We start from the raw sequence: 23,974 nt of genomic DNA, 5'->3' as shown, positions 1-23,974 counted from the left end.
AGGTGCTACCTGAAGCAGTGATTTCGCGGGAAGAAGGAATGAAACAAGGACTCGCTAAAATTCTCGAAGGCCGTCACCTGGAGCAGGACGAGGCACGTGAACTGATGTATTCGATCATGCGAGGTGAAGCTACTCCGGCTCAAATCGGAGGGTTGCTGATGGCTCTTCGTATGAAGGGGGAAACGGTGGATGAAATCACTGGTTTTGCTCAGGCGATGCGTGGACAAGGTGGACGTATACTGACTGATGGTAGAGGGCTGCTGGATACATGCGGTACAGGCGGATCGGGTATTCATAAATTCAATATCTCTACAGCATCGGCCATTATTGCTTCGGCAGTTTCAGTTCGAGTAGCCAAACACGGCAATCGTTCAGCTTCTGGCAAAGCAGGCAGTGCGGATGTGTTGGAAGCGCTCGGCGTTAATATTCATCTGAATGGAGAGCAGGCCAGACAATGTCTAGATGAGATCGGAATCTGTTTCTGTTTTGCTCAGGTATACCATCCATCCATGCGTCATGCGGCGGCTCCGAGAAAAGAGCTGGGTGTGCGCACGATTTTCAATATGCTTGGACCATTAACCAATCCAGCCGGTGCAGACCGCCAATTGCTCGGATTGTATGATCGCTCCCGGACGCCGATGATTGCAGAAGTGCTTAACCGCCTCGGTTTGAAAAGAGCGCTAGTTGTTGCCAGCCATGATGGTCTGGACGAAATCAGTATCTCTGCACCTACACAGGTATCGGAGTTGCGGAACGGGGTAGTGCACACGTATGACATTGACCCACGCGATATGGGGCTGTCTTTGCATCCGCTCGAAGCAGTGCTTGGAGGAGATGCGGCGCAGAATGCCGAAATTATACATCGGATCTTCCAGGGTGAACGCAGTGCTTACCGGGATGTTGTGTTGCTGAATGCAGGGGCATGTATTTATGTATCCGGCCTTGCGGACAGCATTGCAGATGGCGTTAAAATCGCTGCAGAGGCAGTGGACTCGGGTAAAGCGGCCAGTAAGCTTGGACAGTTAATTCATACAACGGAGGCGTACAATCATGTATCTTGATCGAATCGTTGCGACAAAACATAAAGAAGTGCAGGCTCTTGCACAGACGTTTAACATGGATGAAGCTATGAAAAAGATTGAACAATTACCGGCTGCACGCGGGTTTGAACAGGCACTGTCAAGTAGACGCAATCGTAAGCTGGGGCTTATTGCCGAAGTGAAGAAGGCCTCGCCATCCAAAGGGTTAATTCGCCCGGATTTTCATCCGGTAGAGATTGCTTCTGCCTATGAACGTGCGGGTGCTGATTGTATCTCTGTGCTAACGGATGTTTCCTATTTTCAGGGTAGTAACGAGTATTTGCAGGCTATTCATCAGGCTGTGAATATTCCGCTCTTGCGCAAGGACTTTATGATCGATGAGTCACAGATTGCAGAAGCTAGACTTTTGGGAGCAGACGCGATCTTGCTGATTGCCAGCATTCTCACGCCGGGGCAGATTCGTCAATTTCTAACGTTTGCGAAAAGTCTTGGACTGGATGCTTTGATTGAAGTTCATGATCGGGCAGAACTGGAAACGGTATTAGAGATTCCTGAAGCGACACTTGTTGGTATCAATAACCGAAATTTGAAAACGTTCGAAACCAGTCTGAATACCACGCTCGATCTGATGGAACTGATTCCACCAGGTGTGACGCTCATTAGCGAAAGCGGGATTGACGGTGCGGAATCGACGAAACCTCTGATTGAAGCTGGCGTGCACGGTATTCTCGTTGGAGAGCATCTGATGCGTAAAGATGATGTGGAAGCTGCTGTTTACGATCTGATGGGACCGAAATAATGAATAACCCGATATATGACGATACAGGTGCAGGTTCCCGTATACAAGGGAACTTGTTGCCGGCGGCCGTAAAAATATGTGGACTTCAGGACGTTGAAGTGCTAAAATCGATGATAAACTTGCCTGTGGACTATATTGGTGTCGTATTCGCCAAGTCCCGACGACAAATTACTCCTGAGAAGGCAGCGGAGTTGAGATCGGTATTGTTTGAATGGTCTCTACATGAACGGCCGAAACTTGCTGGTGTTTTTGTGAATCCAACGATGCAAGAACTGAAACATGTGATGGAGACAGTGTCTTTGGATGTGATTCAATTGCATGGGCAGGAAAGTGCGGAATTCTGTCAACAAGTGAAAGAGCTCTGGGATGCAGATGTGTTCAAGGTCGTTTCTTTTCCAAAAGACGAAACAGAACTGGATGCGGATCATGCTGCTCTGCAACGGTTAAATGATTACGTGGGATTCGTTGACGCGATCTTGCTCGATACCTTTGATCCATTGTATGGTGGCGGTTCTGGCAAAACATTTGCTTGGGAACGTATACCTGTATACGCAGAATGGGCTACTGAACGCGGTATTGCCATGTTTGTTGCAGGCGGACTTCAGACGGACAATGTACAACATTTAATTCAAACGTACAGACCTTATGGCGTAGACGTATCAAGTGGCGTGGAGACGGAAGGTCTGAAAGATATATCCAAAATTACAGCATTTGTAGAAAGGGTGAAGCAGGCATGACACACCAATTGCCGGATGAACATGGGCGTTTCGGTCTTTTCGGAGGCCGTTTTGTACCCGAGACACTAATGAACGCTCTGATTGAACTAGAAGAAGCATACAGCCGCTTCTCTGAGGACGAAGAGTTTAACAAGGAATTGAATTATTTGCTCAGTGAATATTCCGGACGAGAAACACCTCTGTATCATGCGGAGCAATTATCACGTCATCTGGGTGGGCCTAAAATTTATTTGAAACGCGAAGATCTGAATCACACAGGTGCACATAAAATCAACAATGCGATCGGACAAGGGCTTCTTGCTAAACGGATGGGTAAAAAGAAAGTCATTGCGGAAACCGGCGCAGGTCAGCACGGGGTTGCAACGGCAACCGTTGCGGCATTGCTCGGACTGGAGTGCAAAGTATTCATGGGTGAGGAAGATACCCAGCGTCAACAGCTCAATGTATTCCGCATGAAATTGCTCGGAGCAGAAGTCATTCCGGTAACGTCCGGCACACGTACATTGAAAGATGCTGGTAACGAAGCGCTTCGTTATTGGGTCAGTAATGTAGAGGATACCTTCTATGTACTGGGATCTGTTGTTGGACCTCACCCGTATCCAATGATGGTGCGTAATTTCCAGCGCGTGATCGGGGATGAGACACGTCGTCAAATTCAGGAGATCGAAGGACGACTGCCTGATGTCATTGTAGCTGCTGTTGGCGGCGGAAGTAACGCCATCGGTATGTTCTACCCTTTTATCGGAGATCAGGATGTGAAATTGGTTGGTGTTGAAGCAGCAGGAAAAGGCGTGGATACCGAGTACCATGCGGCAACGATGAGCAAAGGCACACATGGTGTTTTCCAGGGATCGATGAGTTATCTGTTACAAGATGAATATGGGCAAGTGCAACCCGCACACTCCATCTCAGCAGGTCTGGATTATCCAGGGGTTGGGCCAGAACACTCCTATCTTAAAGATATCGAACGGGCTAAATATGTTCCGATTACGGATCAGGAAGCCTTGGATGCTTTGCAATTGTTAAGTCGTACGGAAGGCATTATTCCTGCACTGGAGTCGGCCCATGCGGTTGCTCAGGTCGTGAAGCTAGCGCCGGAGCTGACAGCTGATGATATTATTGTAATCTGTCTGTCTGGACGCGGGGATAAGGACGTAGAATCCATTATGAAGTATACGGGAGGTAACTTGTAATGAATCTGATGGACCAAACCTTCCAGCAATTAAAAGAACAAAATCGCACAGCACTTATTCCGTTTCTTACCGTTGGTGATCCGGATGTGAACACCACCATTGATATTATCAAGGAGCTTGAACAAGCAGGAGCAGACATTTTGGAGCTTGGTGTTCCGTATTCCGATCCACTCGCAGACGGTCCTGTTATCCAGCGTGCTTCCGAGCGTGCATTGAAAAGCCAAATCACGATTCGTACGGTGATGGAGACGGCGGCTAAAGCTCGTGAAGCCGGTGTGAAATTACCCTTTGTTCTGTTTACGTATTACAATCCGGTGCTGCAAACGGGTCTGGATATTTTCTTTGACGAGTTGATCAAACATGATATCAGCGGCATGATTATTCCGGATTTACCGATCGAAGAGGCTGAGGATATGCGTCGCCGTGCTGATCAGGCCGGTGTTCATCTAGTCCCGCTTGTAGCCCCTACGTCCAATGCTCGTATTGAGCGGATTGTCACTGGAGCGCGCGGATTTATCTATTGTGTCTCATCTCTTGGTGTAACCGGAGAGCGTGCATCCTTTTTTAACGGTGTAGAAAGTTTTATTGAAACGGTAAAAGGTCTGACAGATCTTCCTGTTGCCGTAGGCTTCGGCATCTCGAGTCATGAGCAAGTAGCCCATTTCTCCCGCATCTGTGATGGTGTCGTTGTAGGGAGTGCTATTGTGCGTCAAGTGGAAGAGGCAATCCCGCTACTTGAAAATCCGGATACTCGTGAGGCAGGACTGTTGCAAATTCGCAACTTTGTGGCACAATTAAAAGGATAATCACATAAGTTGAACTTTTTATTTCCACTTTACTCAATTTTTGAACAACAGGAGGCGGTCGAGTTGAAACCGAAATCCCAGATTGTCAATCTGCCTGTGTATAAACCGGGCAAACCGATTGAAGAAGTAAAACGTGAGCTGGGGCTGGAGCACGTCATCAAGCTGGCCTCCAACGAGAACCCCTATGGCAGTTCTCCCGCTGTACTTGAGGCAATGACGAGAGAATTGGCTAATGTAAGTATTTATCCCGACGGAAGTGCTGCAGAACTGACAGCAGTGCTTGCCAAGCATTTGGGTGTAGAGCGAGACAATTTGATTTTTGGCTGTGGATCGGATGAGATTATTGCGCTGATCACACGGGCGTTCTTTCTTCCCGGAGATGAGACCATTATGGCGGACCAGACCTTCTCCGTGTATAAAAGCAATGCGGACATCGAAGGTGCAGTAACGATAGAGGTCCCTTTAAAAAATGGAACTCACGACTTGCCAGCAATGCTGGCGCAAATCAACGATAAGACCAAAGCTGTCTGGGTGTGCAATCCGAATAACCCTACAGGTACGATCATTTCCGAGCAAGAGCTGATTGGCTTTATGGACCGGGTACCGTCGAATGTAATGGTTGTGCTGGACGAGGCTTATTATGAATTTGTAACGGATGAAGCTTATCCGCAAAGCATTTCATTGATCGATCGTTACCCCAACCTGGTTGTTCTGCGGACCTTCTCCAAAATTTATGGCTTGGCATCACTCCGCATAGGCTACGGAATTGCACGTCCAGAGATTATTGACCTGATTAACCGTGTCCGGGAACCGTTTAACACCTCTCGTTTTGGGCAGGTTGCTGCAATGGCTGGACTTCAGGATCAGGCTTTTGTTCAGGAGTGTTCCAAACGGAATGCTGAAGATCGGGAATGGCTGCAAAATGAATTTTCACGACTGGGTTTGCCTTATTTCCCAAGTCAAGGTAATTTTATTTTGGTTGACGTCAACATGCCATCCGTCGAAGCATTTCAGTCTTTGTTGAAACAAGGTATTATCGTTCGCTCGGGCTTTCACGTCTATCCAACTTACATTCGTGTGTCTGTGGGAACAGCGGAGCAAAATCGTGCTTTTATAGCGGCGCTGGAGAACACACTGGCGGAGAATGTGGCAGCACGCCCTTAATACTGGCGATGAAAGAGTGAGGACCCATGACCATAAAAATTGCAATGATTGGTGTCGGACTCATCGGCGGTTCACTTGCGCTTTGCTTTAAAGGCAAGCCGGGATTAACTGTGATGGGTTACGCACATCTGGAAGAATTAAAAGACAAGTACATAGCGAGCGGAGTAGTGGATGCTGCGACGCTCTCTCTGGAAGAAGCGGTGCAGGATGCCGACTTCATTTTTTTGTGTGTGCCTGTTGGTTTGCTTGAATCGTATTTTGAACAACTGTCCAGACTGCCGCTGAAAAAAGGTTGCATCATTACCGATGTTGGGAGTACGAAAGCTTCCATTGCAGCTTGTGCGGAACAGATTCGGTTAAAAGAGGCTTACTTTATAGGAGGGCACCCGATGGCAGGATCGGAACGGGCGGGTGTAGACGCAGCGTCAGCTGTATTATTTGAGAACGCCTATTATGTTCTGACCCCGTCCGTTCACGTGCCTGAGGAGGCGTATTGCCGCTTATCCGAGCTTTTAGCGTATACTCGTGCTCAGATTGTTCGGGTAGAGCCTCTGTTGCATGATGATATTGTAGGTGCGATCAGTCACCTGCCCCATGTTATTGCTGTTGCTTTGGTGAATCAGGTACGTGAATATAACGAATCTAATCCGCTGTATAAAATGCTGGCAGCAGGTGGTTTTCGGGATATTACGAGGATTGCGTCCAGTGATGCGATTGTCTGGAGGGATATTCTGCTGAGTAACCGTGACGTGCTGCTGGAGTTGCTTAAGGACTGGAATAGTCAAATGTCGTCTTTTACAACGATGTTAGAGCAAAAGAACGGGGAAGGCATTGAGGATGCATTTCGTCAGGCGCGGGAATTCCGCAGTGTATTGCCTGAGCGACGCAAGGGCATGATCTCGCCTTTATTCGATCTGTATACAGATGTGCAGGATGCTCCGGGTATGATCGGTAAAATAGCAACAGAGCTCGGGACAAATGATATCAACTTGAGTAACCTTGAGATTATTGAAAACCGGGTGGACGTGCCGGGGATTATGCGTTTGTCATTCCGTCAGGAAGAAGATATGGAACGAGCGAAGACTCTGCTGGCATCACTAGGTTATCAGGTGTGGATTTAGGTTGACAAAAGAGGGCGAGAGCTCTCTTTTTTTTGTAACCAGTGGGAGAATTATGTTTTTAGACAAAAAAAAGACCGCTTACATAAGCGGCCATTGCTCACGTGGAGCAATACAGTTATTGGATAGGAGTGGAGAGAAACCATACTGTACTTTTATTATATGTATACGTTTTCATTTTGTCAACACTTTGGACAAATTTATTTGTATAAACTTAGATTTCGAGGAAAAACAGTACAATCAAGGCTTTTAATCTTAGCAAAACCATTCGTGAGGTACGAAAAAGAATGTTGATAGAATGCGCCAAAAAAAATTCCGAAAAAAATATCTCATTTTTGTAACCTTTTTAGAAATGGTCACGTCTATATATGCAAGGCTTTCCAAAATGCTGTATTAGGAAGTCATGACAACGAAATTAATGGCATATAAATGTTAAGTCGGACAAAAGTGGATAGCAATGGATTTGCCAGGATGATGCAGACCGTTGTACAATGTTACTGTTATGTAGAAACGTTGGGGAAATTGCCATTACATAGGGGAATTTGGCGGAAGGGCCGAAAACGGTGCTGGACGCTTTTTTTATGCGGTTGAACCGCAACTTTTTTACGCCTGTTCGGTAATACATGGATAGAGTCGAACGGGGAGAAGCACATGGATGGGCGAGGAGGGGTCGCACTCAAATGACGGATTCCCAGTTGATTCGAGAGATCAAGGAAGGTAACGTTGAGTTATATTCCGAGCTGATGAGTCGTTATCAGCGTAAAATACTGGCTTTCGTATATCATATGTTGAAAAGTTCCAATATGGAGCTGCTTGCGGAAGATCTCTGTTCTGAGACATTCTACAAGGCGTTCCGCAGTTTACACTCTTTCCGTGAGGTGGATGCATCTTTCTCTACTTGGCTGTATACCATCGCTAGAAATACGGTATTGAGTGAGCTTCGTAAACAGCGTAGTGGGAATGTTCCGCTTGAAGAGAGCGGCGTAGTTCCTGTTGCTCCTATGGAGAATGCTCCTGAGCATGCTGTTCTGCGTAGCGAGCGGGTGATGCTGGTTAGAGATGCGATTAACAATCTGCCAGAGAAGCAACGTTCTGCGATTATACTCCGTGAGTATGATCAGCTCGACTATCAGGAAATTGCAGGTATTTTGGGGCAGAGCGTTAGTTCTGTTAAATCGCTGTTATTCAGGGCAAGATCAAGCGTAAAAACACAATTGGAGCCTTATTTCTTCGAGCCGATGTACGAGCCATATGAAGGGATGAAGAACCGATGAATTGCAATGAAGCCCAGGAACTGTTTGCATTGGTCTGGGACTTACCGGAATCTCATCCTCAGCGAATTGCTTTTCAAGCACATCTCGCTGGTTGTGAAGATTGTTCGGAGCAGTTTGAAGTCTGGGAGGAAGCCCAGATGTTGCTGCACAGCATCCCGGTTCCAGTGACAGAGCAACAGGCAGAGAGGGTCAACCGAAACGTAATGGACCGGATTTACGCGGAGTCTCCATGGCTATTACCAGAAGAGGCAAAGGTTAATCGATTCTCTGCGGCAATCCGTAAACATATGTCTTTGTGGATTGCGGCGTTCCTGGCTATTTTTTTATGCAGCTTTCTGTACATGGCGATGTTCAAGCCAGAGGTTTCAGAAGCTGAGAAGTCCAATGTAATTACAACAGGCATCCTTGAGACTGGGGTTGCTGGAAGTACATCTTCATCTTCGGGATTATATAAGTATGACATCCCTGGAGCGAATAAAGGGAGTATCATTGAACCTTTTGTTGTAAGTATGGGACCTGCATATCCTCAATACTGGATGGCATTGTCTCTGCTTGCCATAGGAATGGCTTTGTTTTCACTTGGACGTATGCATCGATCAACAACTAAACGTAAACAAGGTGTGGGTGCGTAGGTTTCCAACCTGGCGTTCGCTGTGTGGAGAAATGAGGGATGAATGTGCGGATCGGACTTGTTCGTCATGGTTTGACAGATTGGAATGCGGCTGGCCGCATACAGGGGCAGACGGATATTCCTTTGAATGAGGAAGGACGTAAGCAGGCAGAATGCCTTGGTAGACGTCTGCAGTCTGAGGACTACCAGTGGGATTTTATTGTGACGAGTGGTTTATCAAGGGCACAGGAAACGGGAAAGATTCTTTCACGGATGCTGGATGTACCTATGCTTGAACCGGACGCACGATTGAAAGAACGAGCATTTGGTCAGGTTGAGGGCCTTACTTCGGATGAACGGGTTGCGCGTTGGGGGAAATCCTGGGATACACTTGATCTGGGACAAGAGCACATCGAGGATATTCAAGTACGTGCGCTGGCTTTTTTGGACGATTTATGGTCTGCTCACTCGAAAGAAAATGTACTGATTGTAACGCATGGTGCTTTTCTTGCTAACCTGTTAACGGCGTTATATCAGGATAAATACACCGAACGCATTGGCAATCTGTCGCTGACCATTCTGGAGAAAGAACATGAAGATGACTGGACTCCACTCTTATATAATTGCACACAACATCTGTCTATGGATACCGCCAAACAATCTGAGTGATAAGCTCAGGTTGTTTTTTTATACCATCTACATTTAAGAGATTAAACAGGACTGCGGATAAACTCTACTGTTTCTCTTCTGATTGATTGTTTTGAGGCATAAGATGAGATAAAACAAAAAAAATGGCAAGAAGAGGTTTAGATTGTGGAGAATCCGTCAACCATGTTTACAAAACCACACTGTTGAAGGCCAGATCAGCAACCTAAAGCAGTGAACGGGTGAGGCGATGGATCCATGAATCTAGCAGATATGCTGACTTTTGCTGATATTGGCCAGCTTAATCGAATAGCAGACTACTATCAATGTGAATGCAAGCCTAATTCCAAACATGAACTCATCCAGAGCATCCTCACAACATTGGGTAGTAAACCTTTCTTTGAGCAACAGATACGTCAATTGAACCAGGCCGATCAACGGTTTCTGAACAACCTGTTATTTGACCCCCGCCAATTTTATGGTATGGAGGAGCTCATCGCCATAGCCCGTCAATCGATGGACAAAAAGGAGAGTGAGGCAGGCTCGAGTCCGCGTGATCTCATTGTTCGCTTTACCAAAAGCGGCTGGCTGTTCAATGGGACTACACAACAGACCAGATATCTCTATCAAGTGCCTAAAGACTTGAAACTGAGGTTCAGAGATGTATTATCTACCCATTTACGAGCAGGTATAGTCAAAACAACAGAACCGGCCATGTATCGAGAAGAATATCATCTGATGGCAGAAGATCTGAAGTTGTTCCTGAAATTTGTGCAACGACATGAGATCGCTGTGAATGCCGAAGGCATGATGTATCGACGCTCACAGCAGCAACTTATGGAGCATCTGCACATCTCTGAGGAACTGGTAGGCAAAGCCGGTTGGCGCTTCGGATATGGTCGTTCGTTCAAGGATTATCCGGATCGATTCGCATTGGTGTATGATTATGCGTTTCATCATCGATTGATTCGTGAAGAGCAGGGGTGTCTTAGGCTGACAGGGTCTGGTGAAGAGAAGCTGGGGGCCGAGAAAACAGCCGAAATGATACAGCTGTTTCGGTTTTGGTTAAGACTTTATAAAGGTGCTGTTCCAAATCTGTCCTCGATTGTGTACTGGACAGGCGAATGTGCCGAGAATTGGTCTACAAGGGAATCTCTTTTTCAGCAAATTGGCCCGTTTATCCAGCCGTTTTACTATGACACCGCTGAAGATATCTATGATAAGCGGATCATTAAAATGATGATGCATCTAGGCTTGATTCGTGCAGGTGAGCACGAACAAGGAAGAGTTGTGCAGATGACGGCTTGGGGATTAAAGCTCGCATCATCTTGCCGCTCCATCTCTGCTGATGTTGCACCTATTGTGTTTGACAAGTGAAGGACAAGTTGCTACAATCACTCCCAAATTAAGGAGTGATACGAATGATAATTCCATACAAAGGTATAAAGCCAGTGCTACACCCTTCCATATATATGGCGGAGGGTTCAAAATTAATAGGTGATCTGCAAATGGACGAAGATTCTACCGTTTGGTTCAATGCAGTTCTGCGGGCCGATTTGGCACCTATTATTATTGGAAAGCGATGCAATATTCAAGATAATGCTGTAGGACATGTAAACACCGACCAACCTCTTATTCTGGGAGATGATGTCTCCGTAGGACATGCTGCAATCATTCATGGTTGTACCATCGGAACAGGGGCATTGATCGGTATGGGAGCCATTGTACTCAATGGTGGCGAAATCGGTGAGTACTCACTGATTGGAGCCGGTTCTGTAGTAACTGAAAATAGTAAAATTCCGCCCTATACTCTCGCTTTGGGGACACCTGCCAAAGTGATTCGTGAATTGACTGAAGCTGATCTGCAGCGGATGTCGAGAACTTCACTGGGTTATGTAATCAAAGGAAGAGAATATAGGAGCTCTTAAATCCGTTTTGGAGGTGCATCCTATTGGATAAAATGAAAGTTACGTATGAAGTCATGTTGGGGCTGGCGGCTGAGATGGTTTGGGACGAGGCGCTTCGCAAACAGAAGAGTGAAAAGCTTTATTTGGAAATCGACAAAGCGTTAGCTACCGGAGACGAAGTAGCTTTCCGGAGTCTGACGGATGAACTGAGGACGATCAATTAACGGATCAATATAGAACCATTTAAATGAATAGTGGATAAAAAGGAATGCGCGACCGCGCATTCCTTTTTTTAATATTTTTTTATATAAACCTAAAAATTGAATGAATATCTGGCTTTATAACATATGCTCATATATAATATGGGAATAAAATGGATAGGAAGGGGATATAGGGAATTGAAATTCAGTGAGATGAATCAAGACAGCTGGGCTGAACTGCAACTCTATCTGGATACCTGCCTTGTTCCGTTCACGGCTATGAGCGGCAAACAGTCACCGGTTGAAGCGACTGAAGCGCTGGAACGGCTGAGAGATTTTCTGGATACGGTGGAGATTCCTTTTAAAGGAAGAATTATGACGTACCCAGCCTATCATTACGCAAGTTCGCAAATGTCAATGACATTAAATACTTTGTCGACTGAACTCAAAGCTTCTGGATTTAAGTATGTGGTAATTATGTCAGCAGATGGATCATTTGTGGAGATGGACATTCCAGCCGCGGATTTACTTTTGAGTCAAAAGGATCTAGCAGGGCAACTCGAAGAAGGGACAATTGCCCGACATGTCGGGGAATGCATTCGAGACCTATGGAAAAGGTGACATCTTGATGACAAATGTGACAAATTTCCAACAGTTTTTTAACAACGCTTACAATTGAACCTTAAAAATGTGTGACAAATTCTTGACGGTGTTCTAGGGCTACTATATGATTATGTATGTTCTAGTAAGTCGTGGAATTTATGATAATGAAAACGATTGAGAGAGTTGGCTGAAAAAGGGGGTTGGAGACAGTATGAGCAGTGAGCATGACCAGCACGAAGCCTCGATGAAACCGCCAAGCAAATTGGAAATGTCGCGCAGGCAGTTTTTGACGTATACGCTTGGTGGAGCTACAGCCTACATGGCCGCCGGTGCAATTCTTCCTATGGTCCGTTTTGCGGTGGACCCGATTTTGCAACACAAGGGAGAAGGAACCTCTGTCAAAGTGGCTGAGATCAGCAAAATTACAAATGAACCTCAAGAATTTACGTTCGAACTGAAACAACAGGATGGCTGGTATTTGAGTAATGCTTCGTTGGTGGCCTGGATTCGCAAGGACGAACAAGGGAAAATTTACGCTCTTTCACCTATCTGTAAACATTTAGGATGTACAGTAGGATGGAACAGTGACAAAAATTACCCGAATGAGTACCATTGCCCATGTCACGGCGCGCACTATGACAAGGAAGGGAAGAATCTTGCCGTAGCCCCGAAACCATTGGATGAATATGTGGTTAAGGAGGAACAAGGCTGGGTTTATCTGGGCGAGATTGTTCCGAACACCCGAGTGAAATAGGAGGCGTGAACGCAGATGTTTAAAAATGTCTATGACTGGATTGACGAGCGTCTTGACATCACGCCAATATGGCGGGACGTTGCGGATCATGAAGTGCCAGAGCATGTAAACCCGGCGCATCACTTTTCCGCATTCGTATACTGTTTTGGCGGATTAACGTTCTTTATTACAGTTATTCAGATTCTGTCAGGTATGTTCCTGACGATGTACTACGTTCCAGATATTATTAACGCGTATGCAAGTGTTGAGTATTTGCAGACGAAAGTAGCTTTTGGTCAGATTGTACGCGGTATGCACCATTGGGGGGCCAGTTTGGTTATCGTCATGATGTTCCTACATACGATGCGTGTATTCTTTACAGGCTCATACAAGGCTCCGCGTGAAATGAACTGGGTTGTCGGCATGTTGATTTTCTTCGTCATGCTCGGTCTCGGTCTGACAGGATATTTGTTGCCTTGGGATAACAAAGCGTATTTTGCAACAAAAGTAACGCTGGAGATTGCCAACACCGTACCTTGGCTTGGACCAATTATCAAAGAATTCCTGCAAGGAGGAACCATCGTTGGTGCACAGACATTGACACGATTCTTCGCATTGCACGTTTTCTTCCTCCCTGCGGTGCTTCTGGTGCTTCTGGTCGGACACTTTATCATGATCCGCAGACAGGGCATTTCGGGACCACTATAAACCAAAGAAGGGAGGAAACGTAATGGCTCACGGGCACAAGGGCAATGATGAGGAAAAAGTTATCTTTGTCGGTGATTCACGCGTCCGCAAAGGGTCGGGGTTCATTACTCCACCTGATTACACGGCATATCCCGGCAAATCGGAAGCATTTATTCCTAACTTCTTGCTCAAAGAGTGGATGGTCGGGGTTGTTGTTCTGGTCGGCATTCTCGTGTTGACCATCTCGGAACCTGCACCTCTCGGTTATCCGGCTAATCCAAGTGCATCGGTTATCCCGATGCCAGACTGGTACTTTCTTTTCCTGTATCAGTATTTGAAATATCCTTATGCATCTGGAGATTATGTCCTGCTGGGTGTACTGGGTGTCAGCGGTGTCGCATTCGGAGCTCTGCTGCTGGCTCCTTTCCTGGATACGGGGAAAGAGCGTCGTTTCTACAAACGTCCAATTGCCTCAGCTTTAATGTTACTGTCCGTTATCTCGGTATTCTATCTGACAAATGTAGCGTGGACACACTACAAGCACGAGCTTGAAGCGTCAGGACAGAAGCCGGAGCATATTCAGCGGGAGGAAGAGGCTCTGGAGAAACATGAACAGGGCTTGCCTACTTCTAATGCACCGGGACAGCAGCAGGAGGAAGTCGCGATTGTTGACAAGAACGATTCTGCGATGGAAACGTACAAAAAGGCTGGATGTATTGGCTGTCACGCAACCGATATGAAAGGCCAAGGCAACGCACCTTCTCTTCGTGGCGTCGGTGACAAGCACAGTCAAGAAGAGATTGTGACGATTATTAAAGAAGGTTACAATGGAATGCCTGCAATGTATGACAAAGCTATAGCTGAGGGTGTTACCGATGACGAAATCACTCATCTAGCCGAATGGCTTGCGAAACAGAAGGCAGAACAGTAAAATCGAATTAATGAAAAAACCTGATCGTTATGCGGTCAGGTTTTTTTGAAGTCTATTTTGATAATATCTGAAATTCAGTAATCGAGATGAAGAGTTAAGAATGAGTAAAGGAAGAAGGTGCAGTGGTCGTGGCTTTATCGTTTTTTTGGAGCAGGGAGTTTTTAACCAATCGGTATTTCCTGTGGCTTTTGTTCTGGTGTAATGCGCTTGGTACGGTTTACGGGTATATCTGGTATGGTGAACAAATGAAATGGACTCTTGCCCACCAGCCAGTATGGCAGATCGTATTTGTGCCAGATAGCCCAACAGCAAGCTTGTTTTTTACATTAGCGCTGTTGTGGGTACTGTATCCTGTAAAGTCGGCAGTCCTGCAACGGATTGGACATATTATCCAGGCACTCGCTGTAGTTACCTCTGTTAAATATGGCGTATGGGCTGTATCTATCATTTTTGCTGGCTGGTCTCAAGGAGGAGCACAGCACTGGCAGGACTGGATGCTGATTGCTTCCCATAGTGCCATGGCAATTGAAGCACTGATATATGTACGCTTCTTCGGCTTCCGCTGGTTGTCATTGATTGTGGCAGGTCTCTGGACATTGTTGAATGATACGATGGATTATACATACGATATTTACCCGTGGTTGCCTGCAACGCTGTACCAACATGTACAGGCTGTTCGTAATTTTACAGTCACGTTGACCATCGCGAGCATTCTTGCGGCTTGGCTTGCGTTAAAGCAGGCCAAAAGAGCCTGAGTATACCAGCTTAGCTTGTTCTAACCAGCCATCCCTCGCCATACATTGATGATGGGAGGGATGTCCATGAAGAGAACATTCAGGAGTCTAGCGGGATGGTTGACGGTATCACTCATGGCTCTGCTGCTTTGGACCAATGCTTCGTACAGGGTATCCGCGCAAAGTGGTGAATTCAAACCAAATGTGAATCAGGAAGTTTCCTCAACTTATACCATTGCACAATTGAATGAAGAGGCTACTGTACTATATCGCAGGGTGCTTGAAAATAACATGGAGGAAGTACGTGCCAGCGTTACGCTTATCGGGAATAGTCTGGCGCATGTCTCGTTTGAGGGTCAAACCTCTGCTGAGGGAATTCATGCGTTGTCCGAAACGGTGGTAGAAGTCAAGGAGGCTACAGCTAAATTCAAAGGAGATAGACATCTCCTTCAGCAAGCTTCAGCCAAACTCAGACTTGCTACGGACAGTCTGGCCAATCCGGCTAAACCGCTCTGGCTCCAATATTATAAAATTGTGAAGAATGATCTGGATGCGTTATCACTGGCAGTTAATCAGAACAACAGTGCAGCGATTCTGACTAATCGCTTTAGTGTTCTTGAAGAGCACTATGAAACGATCCGTCCAGCGGCGATCATTCGGCTTGAGCCGTATCAGATCGCTCAAATGGATGCTTGGTTATCCCATCTCAAAGGACTGACACATGCAAAGCAGTCTGATCGATCACAGCTCCGTAGCATGACCGAACATGGAGAGGAGTTAGTCAATCAACTGTTTGGACGTGAAAAGGATGAGAGTGCCTTTGTGCCCTATGTACAAGGGCCAGACCGCCGGGCAGCAGGGCTAATAATTAGTTCTGTCATTGTTGCTACGCTGAGTTATGCGGGGTACCGTAAGTATCGTGCCGAGCAACAGGATATTTTTACATATCGCCGCTAGTCATTTTTCCCTATTTATCATGAAAGATGTATCATTAAATGAACAACGAAAACCTCTTACCACAAAGACAGCCGTTAGACTGACGTCTTGCTGTGGGAAGAGGTTTCTTTTTTGCATATTTACTATCGTAAAAATAAAGTCTCAGCTTTCTTTAAAACCTTCCCCATGCACATCGTGTACATCACTGATAATGACAAATGCCCTGGGATCAATGGAACGTACAATCGTTTGTAACCTGCGAAATTCTTGCCTGGAAATAACACAGTATGCCATATGCTTTGCTTGTTTCGAGTAAGCGCCGATGGCTGGAATGAGCGTAACGCCGCGATCCATATCTTTGGTGATCTGATCGGCAATCTCGGGAGCATGATCGCTGATGATCATAAATGCACGGGCTGAATAGGCACCTTCCTGAATGAAATCGATCACTTTCGATGCAATAAACACAGCGACGAGTGTATACAGAATTTTTTCCTTGGGAATGTAAATGAGGGAAAGGCCAATGATCACAAAGTCGATACCTAACAGCACTCGTCCCATACTCCACCCATATTTTCGATTCAGGATACGCGCGATAATGTCGGAACCACCTGTCGTACCGCCCCAGCGGAACACGATGCCAAGCCCGGCTCCCAAGGTAACCCCTGCATATAATGCGGCCAAGAGAAGATCATTCTCGGTATGTAACGGTTCAATCCAGCCTTGATGAATCATTTTCTCAAACAGCCACAGAAATAAGGTCAACGCCCCAATCCCAACTCCGGTATAAATCATCTGTCTGCTACCGAGCACTTTAAGCCCAATCAGAAATAACGGAACATTTAAAATAAGAGTGGTAAGGGATGGGGAAACCCCGAAGGCATAGTTAATCAGCACGGTAACCCCGGTAAGTCCGCCCTCCATCAACTGATTGGGGATAATAAAATAAAGAAGCCCAAAGGCGTATAAAGCTGTACCCAACAGTATTGGGAGTACAAGTTTTAGTTGAATCCACGTTTTGGTAGTGCTCATAAGATCCCTCTCTGTACTTGAATTAGAATGAGGAAGTCATCATTCCCATCTTAGTATACCTGTTTCTATAGTCTTTAAAAATGATTATGCCGGACATTAATCATGATTTGTACCGTATGATGGTGGAAGTAAACATCAATAACTGATATTATTAGGAACAAACACGACATCAGAATAGAAGGAGAACCTGCTCTCATGGAGAAAAGTATGGCGGAAATGCAGCGTGAGGTTGACCTCTATATTTCTCAATTTAAAGAGGGATATTTCAGTCCTCTGGCCATGCTGGCCCGGATGTCTGAAGAGGTTGGAGAGCTTGCCCGTGAAGTGAATCACGAGTTCGGAGAGAAACCGAAGAAAGCTTCCGAAGCTGCCAATTCAATTGAACTTGAGCTTGGTGATATTTTATTTATCACTATCTGCTTTGCAAACTCGCTCGGTATTGATCTGGCTGAAGCGCATGACAAAGTTATGCATAAATTTAATACCCGCGACGCAAATCGGTGGACTCCAAAAAACACCGATTAGGCGTAGATTACATATGCTGTACCATCACCCGCACGGGGAGGGTCAGCTTGATGATGAAACCGGAAGATTATATGCAGCAGGCTTACCGCTGTATATTGCAAAATGATTTTGAGCAAGCCATTCGCTGGTTCGAAGCGGCTATTCATGCTCACCCGGAACATGCCGAGTTATATTATCGCTGTTCCATAACGCACGCCCGAAGCAAACATTTGCTTCCTGCACTCGAATATGCCCGCAAGGCGGTGGAACTATCCGAAGGTGCCGAAGAATATGTGCTTCATCTGCAGACACTTGAAGCGAAGCAACTTACAGTTAGAGCCAAATTACTGCTTGAGCAGGCTGGAACAGAATCAAGCAAGCCATATGTCGAGGCTTCCCAGCTTCTTAAAGAAGCCATTAGGCTGGATCCACTATCTGTGGAGGCACATGTGATGCTGGCTCTTGCTCACAGCGATCTGAACGAATACGAAAGTGCCCTTCAGGTGTTACATGATGCAATTGTGCTTGATCCGCAGAACGGGCAGTTGTATCAGATGTTACAACAAACGAAGCAACGGTTGAAATCGATGCAGTAATTGATATTCACAGTCGAGTGTTATAATAAATACAGACTGGATGAGATGCATGGGTTAACACGACTAGATGAACTAACATAGTGAAGGAGATGCAGCTAAGATGAGTGAAGTGATAAGAGTTGCCGTGATCGGAGCGGCTGGACGAATGGGCCGTGAAGTTGTGAAACTGGTACTGCAAGACCCGGATTTGGAGCTTGCTGCCGCTGTCAACCGCTCCGGAGCAGGCACGGATGCAGGAACGCTGGTAGGACTGCCAGAGTGTGGCGTATTGGTAACCGATGATATCGAGATGGCTTTTGCTGAAACCAAACCACAGGTCATGGTTGACTTTACAGTGCCTCAATTTGCTTTTGCTCATACAGAGATTGCTATCCGCCATGGCGTAAGACCCGTCATGGGTGTTACCGGCTTTACGCCGGAGCAGATTGAACAGTTGGACAAGCAATGCCAGGAGAAAGGTATTGGCGGACTGATCGCGCCTAACTTCTCGATTGGAGCCATCCTTATGATGCGTTTTGCAGCACAGGCAGCCAAACATATGCCTAACGTAGAGATCATTGAATACCATGGCGATCAGAAGCTGGATGCACCTTCAGGAACAGCGATCAAAACAGCTGAATTGATTGCAGCCAATCGTGAAGAAATTCGTCAAGGCAATCCGAACGAAGAAGAAACGATTGAGGGTGCACGTGGTGGATATTATAACGGATTCCGCATTCACAGCGTGCGTTTGCCAGGTGTATTCGCACAGCAGGAAGTTGTATTTGGCGATTACGGACAGTCGCTGAAAATTCGTCATGATTCATATGAGCGTGCTGGTTATATGCCAGGAGTCAAGATCGGCGTACAAAAGGTGATGGAATATACAGGACTCGTTTACGGCTTTGACCACTTTATCGACTAAAGGAGATTGAAGATTGTCATGTTGAAAATCGCATTTATTGCCCACGATCGTAAAAAAGAAGAAATGGTAAACTTCGTTACGGCCTATGAGCCTGTGTTTACAGACCATCAATTATATTCAACAGGTACGACAGGTCTTCGTATTATGGAAGGTACATCCCTGCAGATTCATCGTTTTGAATCAGGGCCACTTGGGGGAGACCAACAGATTGGAGCGTTGGTTGCACAAAACGAGATGGATCTGATCATTTTCCTTCGTGATCCGTTAATGGCACAACCCCATGAGCCGGACATTAATGCACTGCTTCGCCTGTGCGATGTTCAGGGCATTCCACTGGCTACCAATATTGCAACAGCCGAGATCCTTGTTAAAGCTCTTGACCGCGGCGATTTTGCCTGGAGGGAACTCGTACATAAGTATAAGCCGGACGCTGGATTGAATACAGGTGACTCTCAATGAGTCTAGATATTCTTATCTTCGGTGCGCATGCGGACGATGCCGAGATTGGCATGGCTGGAACGATTGCGAAACATACGGCTGCCGGGTTAAAGGTAGGCGTATGTGACCTGACTCGTGCCGAGATGTCCTCCAATGGCACCGTGGAGCGTAGAACCGAGGAAGCGGAGCAAGCCTCACGCGTCCTCGGTCTTTCGTGTCGAACAAATCTCGAATTACCTGACCGGGGGCTGTATGTTACACCAGAACATGTAGAAGCGGTTACCGCTGAGATTCGCAGACATGCACCTCGAATTGTTTTTGCACCTTACTGGGAGGATCGGCATCCCGATCATATTATGTGTAGCAAACTCGTGCAAGAAGCGGTATTTAACGCGAAGCTTCGAAATTATATGCCGGACATGCCAGCTGTACAAGTGAAGGAAACTTATTTTTACTTTATCAACGATATCGGTCCTACGGATTTGATTGTGGATATTACGGAACACTATGAACAAAAGGAAGCCTCGCTTCGCTGTTATCGATCTCAGTTCGAGCAGGGTGCAGGCATCGTATCTACACCGCTGAATCAAGGTTATATCGAACGAGTGAGGGCACGTGATTCCTTACTTGGACAACGTAGTTTAATCCCGTTTGCAGAAGGATTTGCAACGATAACGCCTTATTTAGTGAAACAGTTTGGCGTCTAAACGGCGCTACCTCTGTATATAGATAGAACCATATATTCACACTTGAACAAATCATGACATCAATCAATTTCCGTTGCATGATATCAACCTGCAATATGCGGGAGATCAAAGGAGCGTCCAACCGGATGGATCAAAAGCTAAAAATCGGAATCACCTGTTATCCGTCCCTCGGAGGATCCGGGGTTGTCGCAACGGAACTCGGCAAATTGCTGGCCGAACAGGGACATCAGGTTCATTTTATTGCGAACAGCATTCCGTTCAGATTAGGAAAGTTTCAGAAGAATATCTTTTATCATGAAGTAGAGGTTAACGATTATTACGTGTTTCGGTATCCTCCGTATGACCTGTCTTTAGCAACCAAGATGGCTCAGGTGGCAAAGGCTCAACAGCTAGACTTGCTACATGTGCATTATGCTGTACCGCATGCGGTATGTGCATTTCTAGCCAAACAGATGGTCGGAGACAATCTGAAAGTGGTTACAACCCTGCATGGGACGGATATTACGGTACTTGCTCAGGATGAATCGTTGAAAGATCTGATCCGTCTTGCGATCAATGAAAGTGATGCGGTAACAGCTGTTTCTCAGGATTTGATTCGGGAGACGGTTGAACTACTGGATATTCAGCGTTCGATTGACCTGACCTATAATTTTATTGATAAACGTGTTTATTATCCAAGAGATGCAGCGAGTCTGCGACGTGATTATGCTGCCCCTCATGAAAAAATACTGATGCACATCTCGAACTTTCGTCCAGTCAAGCGAACACAAGACGTAGTGGAAGTATTCCGTCAAGTTCAGGAGCAGGTTCCCGCGAAGTTGTTGTTTGTGGGTGAAGGCCCCGACTTGCCCAAAATTCAGTGTAAAATTAAAGAACTGGGCTTGAGTGAAAAGGTTCATTTCCTGGGTAGACAGGATGATGTGGCTCAGGTGATATCAATGGCCGACATTTTAATGCTTCCATCCGAGAAAGAGAGCTTTGGTCTAGTAGCACTTGAAGCGATGGCATGTGGTGTACCTACGATTGGTTCGCAGGCTGGCGGTATTCCGGAACTAGTATTGCATGGGAAGACAGGATTCCTCTCTCCGATCGGGGATACCCAATCTATGGCTGAGAATGCGATTCGTCTTCTGACGAATGAGCGTTTGGCTGCCGATATCCGGGAGGCTTGCCTTCATCGTGCACATCATGATTTCTGCAATGACTCCATTCGGCAGGAATATGAAAAGATATATTATCGTGTGCTTGGAAGAGAAATCCCCAGTCTCAATCCCGTTTGCGGTTAAGTGTGGGGAACCACAACTGGCAAGAGAAGAGGTGATATGTGGTGGTTCAATGGACACAAGCAGATGATGAAATGGCAAAACAAAGTGAGAATGTCCTTACTCGATTAAATGAACATGGCTTCGAGGCTTATTGGGTTGGCGGCTGTGTTCGGGATGAAATACTGGGGCGTGCCGTGGACGACATGGACATTACGACCTCTGCTTCTCCCGAGCAGGTTATGGCTCTCTTTGATGATTGTATTCCTACGGGATTACAGCATGGGACTGTGACGGTCCGCTCTGGCGGCTATTACTTTGAAGTGACGACCTTTCGGACAGAGTCGGAATATCAGGATAATCGTAGGCCTGCAGCAGTGCAGTTTGTTCAAGACATCAAGGAAGATTTAGAGCGGCGTGATTTCACCATGAATGCTCTTGCAATGGACGTGAAGGGAGCTATAGTTGACCCTTTTGGCGGACAAGTTGATATTAAACAAGAGATTGTGCGTTGTGTAGGCCTGGCGGTTGAGCGTTTTGGTGAGGATGCTCTGCGTATGTTGCGCTGCGTTCGGTTCGCTTCCGTCTTTAATTTCAGGATTGCGTACAATACATGGAAGGGACTCGTTGATCAACGCGAACTGCTCCGGCATATAGCGATGGAACGGGTTCGTACCGAGATGGTAAAAATGATGGCAGGTCCTCATCCGCTCAAGGGATTGGAATTGTTATTTCGCAGCAGAGCGCTAGAGTATGTCAAAGCACCAGTGGATTCTTCCAGGTTCAATAAAGATTTGTTAACTGGCTTGCAACATTTGGCAGGAGAACATGTGTTGCTTCGATGGTCATGTGTGTTGCTGGCTGGTGGATACAACCGGGAAGAAGCAGACAAGTTATTGCGGCTGTGGACATTTTCCAATGAACAACGTGTTCGAATTACGGGTGTCCTTCAGATGGAGCAACTGGTGACTGATTTTGTGGAGCAGTGCGAAGATGATCAAGGGCTGCGGGAAAACTGGATTGTGTCCGTACTCCATTGTGGTGCTCAGGCGGCTAACGACTGGCTGCTCTTGCAAGAGCAATTGCCGAAACAGTGGCGTGAAGGTTCTGAACAGACACATGATCGACTTGTTAAAGTTCAAACTCTCGCGGCAGACTGGAGCCGATCCATGCCAGTCCACGCAATAAAAGAACTCGAAATCACCGGTGAACAGGTGTTGCAATTAGTGGAGCGCAAAGGTGGACCTTGGCTCGGACAACTCATGAAACATCTGCTCAGGGAAACGGCGATTGGAAATATAAAGAATCAGTATGAAACACTAAGTGCTGAAGTGAAACGGGTGGCTGCGAATGACCAAGCATGAGGACTTATTACATATGTTACTTCATGCTGACGGACAGTTTGTGTCGGGCGAGGAGATTAGCCGGCATCTGTCCATCAGCCGAACCGCCGTATGGAAACATGTCAATAAATTACGGGAGATGGGTTATGAGTTTGAAGCCGTTTCCCGTAAAGGGTACCGTCTGGTCACGAGACCCGAAAGCATTGATGAGACAGCTCTCCAACTTGCTCTGAAGACGACGACATTTGGCCGTAAAGCGATCATGCTGTCCTCAACGTCATCTACACAGGCTGATGTTCTTAAGCTGGCAGAAGAGGGCGAGAGTGAGGGCGCGGTGGTTTTCGCTGAAGAACAGACTGGCGGCAGGGGGCGTTTCGGCCGCAAGTGGTTCTCCCCTCCTGGAAAAGGGATCTGGATGAGCGTGCTGCTACGCCCCGAATTACCGTTGCAACATACGCCCCAGCTTACCCTTATGACTGGTGTAGCTGTATGTCGAGCGATTCGAGCTTATACTGGTGCAGAGGCTGGCATCAAATGGCCGAATGACTTGTTGATTAATGACCGTAAGATATGTGGCATTTTACTTGAATCTGCGGTGGAAGATCATCAGGTTCGATATTGCATTGCGGGCATTGGCGTAGATGTAAATTTCGATTCTCAGGATTATCCGGAAGAATTGCAACAGATTGCCACATCGATTCAGATTGAAACAGGGCAAGCGATTGATCGGACGGGGCTGGCAGCCGCTATTTTAACGGAAATGGAACATCTTTATTTTTTATATCAAAAAGAGGGATTTGGAGTTATATCTTCACTATGGGAAGCGTTGTCCGTTTCGTTAAATCGAAAGGTGACTGTTACCAATCCTCACGGTGTGATTGAGGGAACAGCTGTAGGGCTGGACTCTTCGGGAGCACTGGTAGTTGAGAAGCAGGATGGGGTACGCGAACTGATCATATCTGGCGAAGTGACTTGGAAAAGCTGATATTTTGTCGAAAACTCTTGTATGATCTCGAACATAAGACGTGAACTTTGAGCAGAACTTTGGTATACTGTTTTCGTGAGGCGGTA

28 protein-coding genes are annotated in these 23,974 nt (G+C 46.4%); 27 read left to right on the top strand and 1 reads right to left on the bottom strand.

Annotated elements, in window-relative coordinates; all coding sequences use genetic code 11:
• The first annotated feature begins 20 nt into the window (after positions 1–20).
• From trpD to MKY23_RS17485, 19 genes are all read left to right on the top strand, one after another.
• The gene (gene trpD / locus MKY23_RS17575) at positions 21–1,061 is read left to right on the top strand and encodes an anthranilate phosphoribosyltransferase (RefSeq protein WP_154958041.1); all 1,041 of its coding nucleotides are present in this window, start codon (positions 21–23) and stop codon (positions 1,059–1,061) included.
• Positions 1,051–1,839, top strand: a complete 789-nt coding sequence (gene trpC, locus MKY23_RS17570; protein ID WP_154890616.1) for an indole-3-glycerol phosphate synthase TrpC — start codon at positions 1,051–1,053, stop codon at positions 1,837–1,839. Before trpD ends, trpC begins: the two co-directional genes overlap by 11 nt.
• Complete coding sequence (locus tag MKY23_RS17565; RefSeq protein ID WP_339831154.1) at positions 1,839–2,576, top strand: phosphoribosylanthranilate isomerase; 738 nt, start codon at positions 1,839–1,841, stop codon at positions 2,574–2,576. The genes trpC and MKY23_RS17565 overlap by 1 nt, the downstream gene beginning before the upstream one ends.
• Positions 2,573–3,769: a tryptophan synthase subunit beta gene (gene trpB / locus MKY23_RS17560; RefSeq protein WP_145331732.1), complete on the top strand. Its 1,197-nt coding sequence runs from the start codon at positions 2,573–2,575 to the stop codon at positions 3,767–3,769. The genes MKY23_RS17565 and trpB overlap by 4 nt, the downstream gene beginning before the upstream one ends.
• Positions 3,769–4,575 (top strand): tryptophan synthase subunit alpha, encoded by an 807-nt coding sequence (gene trpA / locus MKY23_RS17555; RefSeq protein ID WP_154957576.1) that lies wholly within the window; start codon positions 3,769–3,771, stop codon positions 4,573–4,575. The genes trpB and trpA overlap by 1 nt, the downstream gene beginning before the upstream one ends.
• A gap of 63 nt (positions 4,576–4,638) precedes the next feature.
• A complete protein-coding gene (gene hisC, locus MKY23_RS17550; protein ID WP_339831148.1) occupies positions 4,639–5,739 on the top strand; it encodes a histidinol-phosphate transaminase in 1,101 nt (366 codons plus the stop codon).
• 26 nt (positions 5,740–5,765) lie between these two features.
• Positions 5,766–6,860, top strand: coding sequence for a prephenate dehydrogenase (locus tag MKY23_RS17545; RefSeq protein ID WP_339831146.1), 1,095 nt, complete (start codon positions 5,766–5,768; stop codon positions 6,858–6,860).
• A 677-nt stretch (positions 6,861–7,537) separates the two neighbouring features.
• On the top strand, positions 7,538–8,131 hold the full coding sequence (locus MKY23_RS17540; protein ID WP_090917194.1) for a sigma-70 family RNA polymerase sigma factor: 594 nt from the start codon (positions 7,538–7,540) through the stop codon (positions 8,129–8,131).
• Positions 8,128–8,763, top strand: coding sequence for a zf-HC2 domain-containing protein (locus MKY23_RS17535; protein ID WP_090917192.1), 636 nt, complete (start codon positions 8,128–8,130; stop codon positions 8,761–8,763). Before MKY23_RS17540 ends, MKY23_RS17535 begins: the two co-directional genes overlap by 4 nt.
• Positions 8,764–8,807: 44 nt before the next feature.
• On the top strand, positions 8,808–9,410 hold the full coding sequence (locus tag MKY23_RS17530) for a histidine phosphatase family protein (RefSeq protein WP_090917335.1): 603 nt from the start codon (positions 8,808–8,810) through the stop codon (positions 9,408–9,410).
• A 234-nt stretch (positions 9,411–9,644) separates the two neighbouring features.
• On the top strand, positions 9,645–10,763 hold the full coding sequence (locus MKY23_RS17525; protein WP_154890612.1) for a hypothetical protein: 1,119 nt from the start codon (positions 9,645–9,647) through the stop codon (positions 10,761–10,763).
• A gap of 44 nt (positions 10,764–10,807) precedes the next feature.
• Positions 10,808–11,314 (top strand): gamma carbonic anhydrase family protein, encoded by a 507-nt coding sequence (locus MKY23_RS17520; RefSeq protein ID WP_090917188.1) that lies wholly within the window; start codon positions 10,808–10,810, stop codon positions 11,312–11,314.
• A 23-nt stretch (positions 11,315–11,337) separates the two neighbouring features.
• Positions 11,338–11,517, top strand: a complete 180-nt coding sequence (locus MKY23_RS17515; RefSeq protein ID WP_090917186.1) for an IDEAL domain-containing protein — start codon at positions 11,338–11,340, stop codon at positions 11,515–11,517.
• A 189-nt stretch (positions 11,518–11,706) separates the two neighbouring features.
• Complete coding sequence (locus MKY23_RS17510; RefSeq protein ID WP_253493393.1) at positions 11,707–12,114, top strand: DUF2487 family protein; 408 nt, start codon at positions 11,707–11,709, stop codon at positions 12,112–12,114.
• A 193-nt stretch (positions 12,115–12,307) separates the two neighbouring features.
• Entirely contained in the window at positions 12,308–12,850 is a 543-nt protein-coding gene (locus MKY23_RS17505) for a ubiquinol-cytochrome c reductase iron-sulfur subunit (RefSeq protein WP_090917182.1), read from the top strand.
• Between the two features lie 15 nt (positions 12,851–12,865).
• Positions 12,866–13,537, top strand: coding sequence for a cytochrome b6 (locus MKY23_RS17500; RefSeq protein ID WP_017687726.1), 672 nt, complete (start codon positions 12,866–12,868; stop codon positions 13,535–13,537).
• 22 nt (positions 13,538–13,559) lie between these two features.
• Complete coding sequence (locus tag MKY23_RS17495; protein WP_154983664.1) at positions 13,560–14,447, top strand: menaquinol-cytochrome c reductase cytochrome b/c subunit; 888 nt, start codon at positions 13,560–13,562, stop codon at positions 14,445–14,447.
• Positions 14,448–14,575: 128 nt separating this feature from the next.
• On the top strand, positions 14,576–15,202 hold the full coding sequence (locus MKY23_RS17490; protein ID WP_154890609.1) for a DUF1405 domain-containing protein: 627 nt from the start codon (positions 14,576–14,578) through the stop codon (positions 15,200–15,202).
• A 66-nt stretch (positions 15,203–15,268) separates the two neighbouring features.
• Entirely contained in the window at positions 15,269–16,138 is an 870-nt protein-coding gene (locus tag MKY23_RS17485) for a sporulation protein YpjB (protein ID WP_186812258.1), read from the top strand.
• 141 nt (positions 16,139–16,279) lie between these two features.
• On the opposite strand, the gene MKY23_RS17480 is transcribed toward MKY23_RS17485, so the two are convergent.
• Positions 16,280–17,149, bottom strand: coding sequence for a YitT family protein (locus MKY23_RS17480; RefSeq protein ID WP_090917176.1), 870 nt, complete (start codon positions 17,147–17,149; stop codon positions 16,280–16,282).
• Positions 17,150–17,344: 195 nt separating this feature from the next.
• On the opposite strand from MKY23_RS17480, the gene MKY23_RS17475 reads away from it, so the two are divergent.
• From MKY23_RS17475 to MKY23_RS17440, 8 genes are all read left to right on the top strand, one after another.
• A complete protein-coding gene (locus MKY23_RS17475; RefSeq protein ID WP_090917174.1) occupies positions 17,345–17,674 on the top strand; it encodes a nucleotide pyrophosphohydrolase in 330 nt (109 codons plus the stop codon).
• Between the two features lie 50 nt (positions 17,675–17,724).
• Complete coding sequence (locus MKY23_RS17470; RefSeq protein WP_339831134.1) at positions 17,725–18,249, top strand: tetratricopeptide repeat protein; 525 nt, start codon at positions 17,725–17,727, stop codon at positions 18,247–18,249.
• Between the two features lie 100 nt (positions 18,250–18,349).
• Positions 18,350–19,153, top strand: coding sequence for a 4-hydroxy-tetrahydrodipicolinate reductase (gene dapB / locus MKY23_RS17465; RefSeq protein WP_090917170.1), 804 nt, complete (start codon positions 18,350–18,352; stop codon positions 19,151–19,153).
• A gap of 18 nt (positions 19,154–19,171) precedes the next feature.
• A complete protein-coding gene (mgsA, locus tag MKY23_RS17460) occupies positions 19,172–19,612 on the top strand; it encodes a methylglyoxal synthase (RefSeq protein WP_090917168.1) in 441 nt (146 codons plus the stop codon).
• Positions 19,609–20,298: a bacillithiol biosynthesis deacetylase BshB1 gene (gene bshB1 / locus MKY23_RS17455; protein ID WP_339831130.1), complete on the top strand. Its 690-nt coding sequence runs from the start codon at positions 19,609–19,611 to the stop codon at positions 20,296–20,298. Before mgsA ends, bshB1 begins: the two co-directional genes overlap by 4 nt.
• A gap of 125 nt (positions 20,299–20,423) precedes the next feature.
• Positions 20,424–21,584, top strand: coding sequence for an N-acetyl-alpha-D-glucosaminyl L-malate synthase BshA (gene bshA / locus MKY23_RS17450; protein WP_339831127.1), 1,161 nt, complete (start codon positions 20,424–20,426; stop codon positions 21,582–21,584).
• Positions 21,585–21,655: 71 nt separating this feature from the next.
• Positions 21,656–22,924 (top strand): CCA tRNA nucleotidyltransferase, encoded by a 1,269-nt coding sequence (locus tag MKY23_RS17445; RefSeq protein ID WP_339831125.1) that lies wholly within the window; start codon positions 21,656–21,658, stop codon positions 22,922–22,924.
• Positions 22,911–23,888 carry a biotin--[acetyl-CoA-carboxylase] ligase gene (locus MKY23_RS17440; RefSeq protein ID WP_339831123.1) on the top strand — a complete coding sequence of 326 codons (978 nt, stop codon included), beginning with the start codon at positions 22,911–22,913 and terminating at the stop codon, positions 23,886–23,888. Before MKY23_RS17445 ends, MKY23_RS17440 begins: the two co-directional genes overlap by 14 nt.
• Positions 23,889–23,974 lie beyond the last annotated feature (86 nt).

The sequence above is a fragment of the Paenibacillus sp. FSL R7-0272 genome (genome assembly GCF_037969905.1).
Classification (GTDB): domain Bacteria; phylum Bacillota; class Bacilli; order Paenibacillales; family Paenibacillaceae; genus Paenibacillus; species Paenibacillus polysaccharolyticus.
The sequence above is the reverse complement of the archived record's forward strand: the minus strand, read 5'-3'. Positions and strand labels throughout refer to the sequence as shown.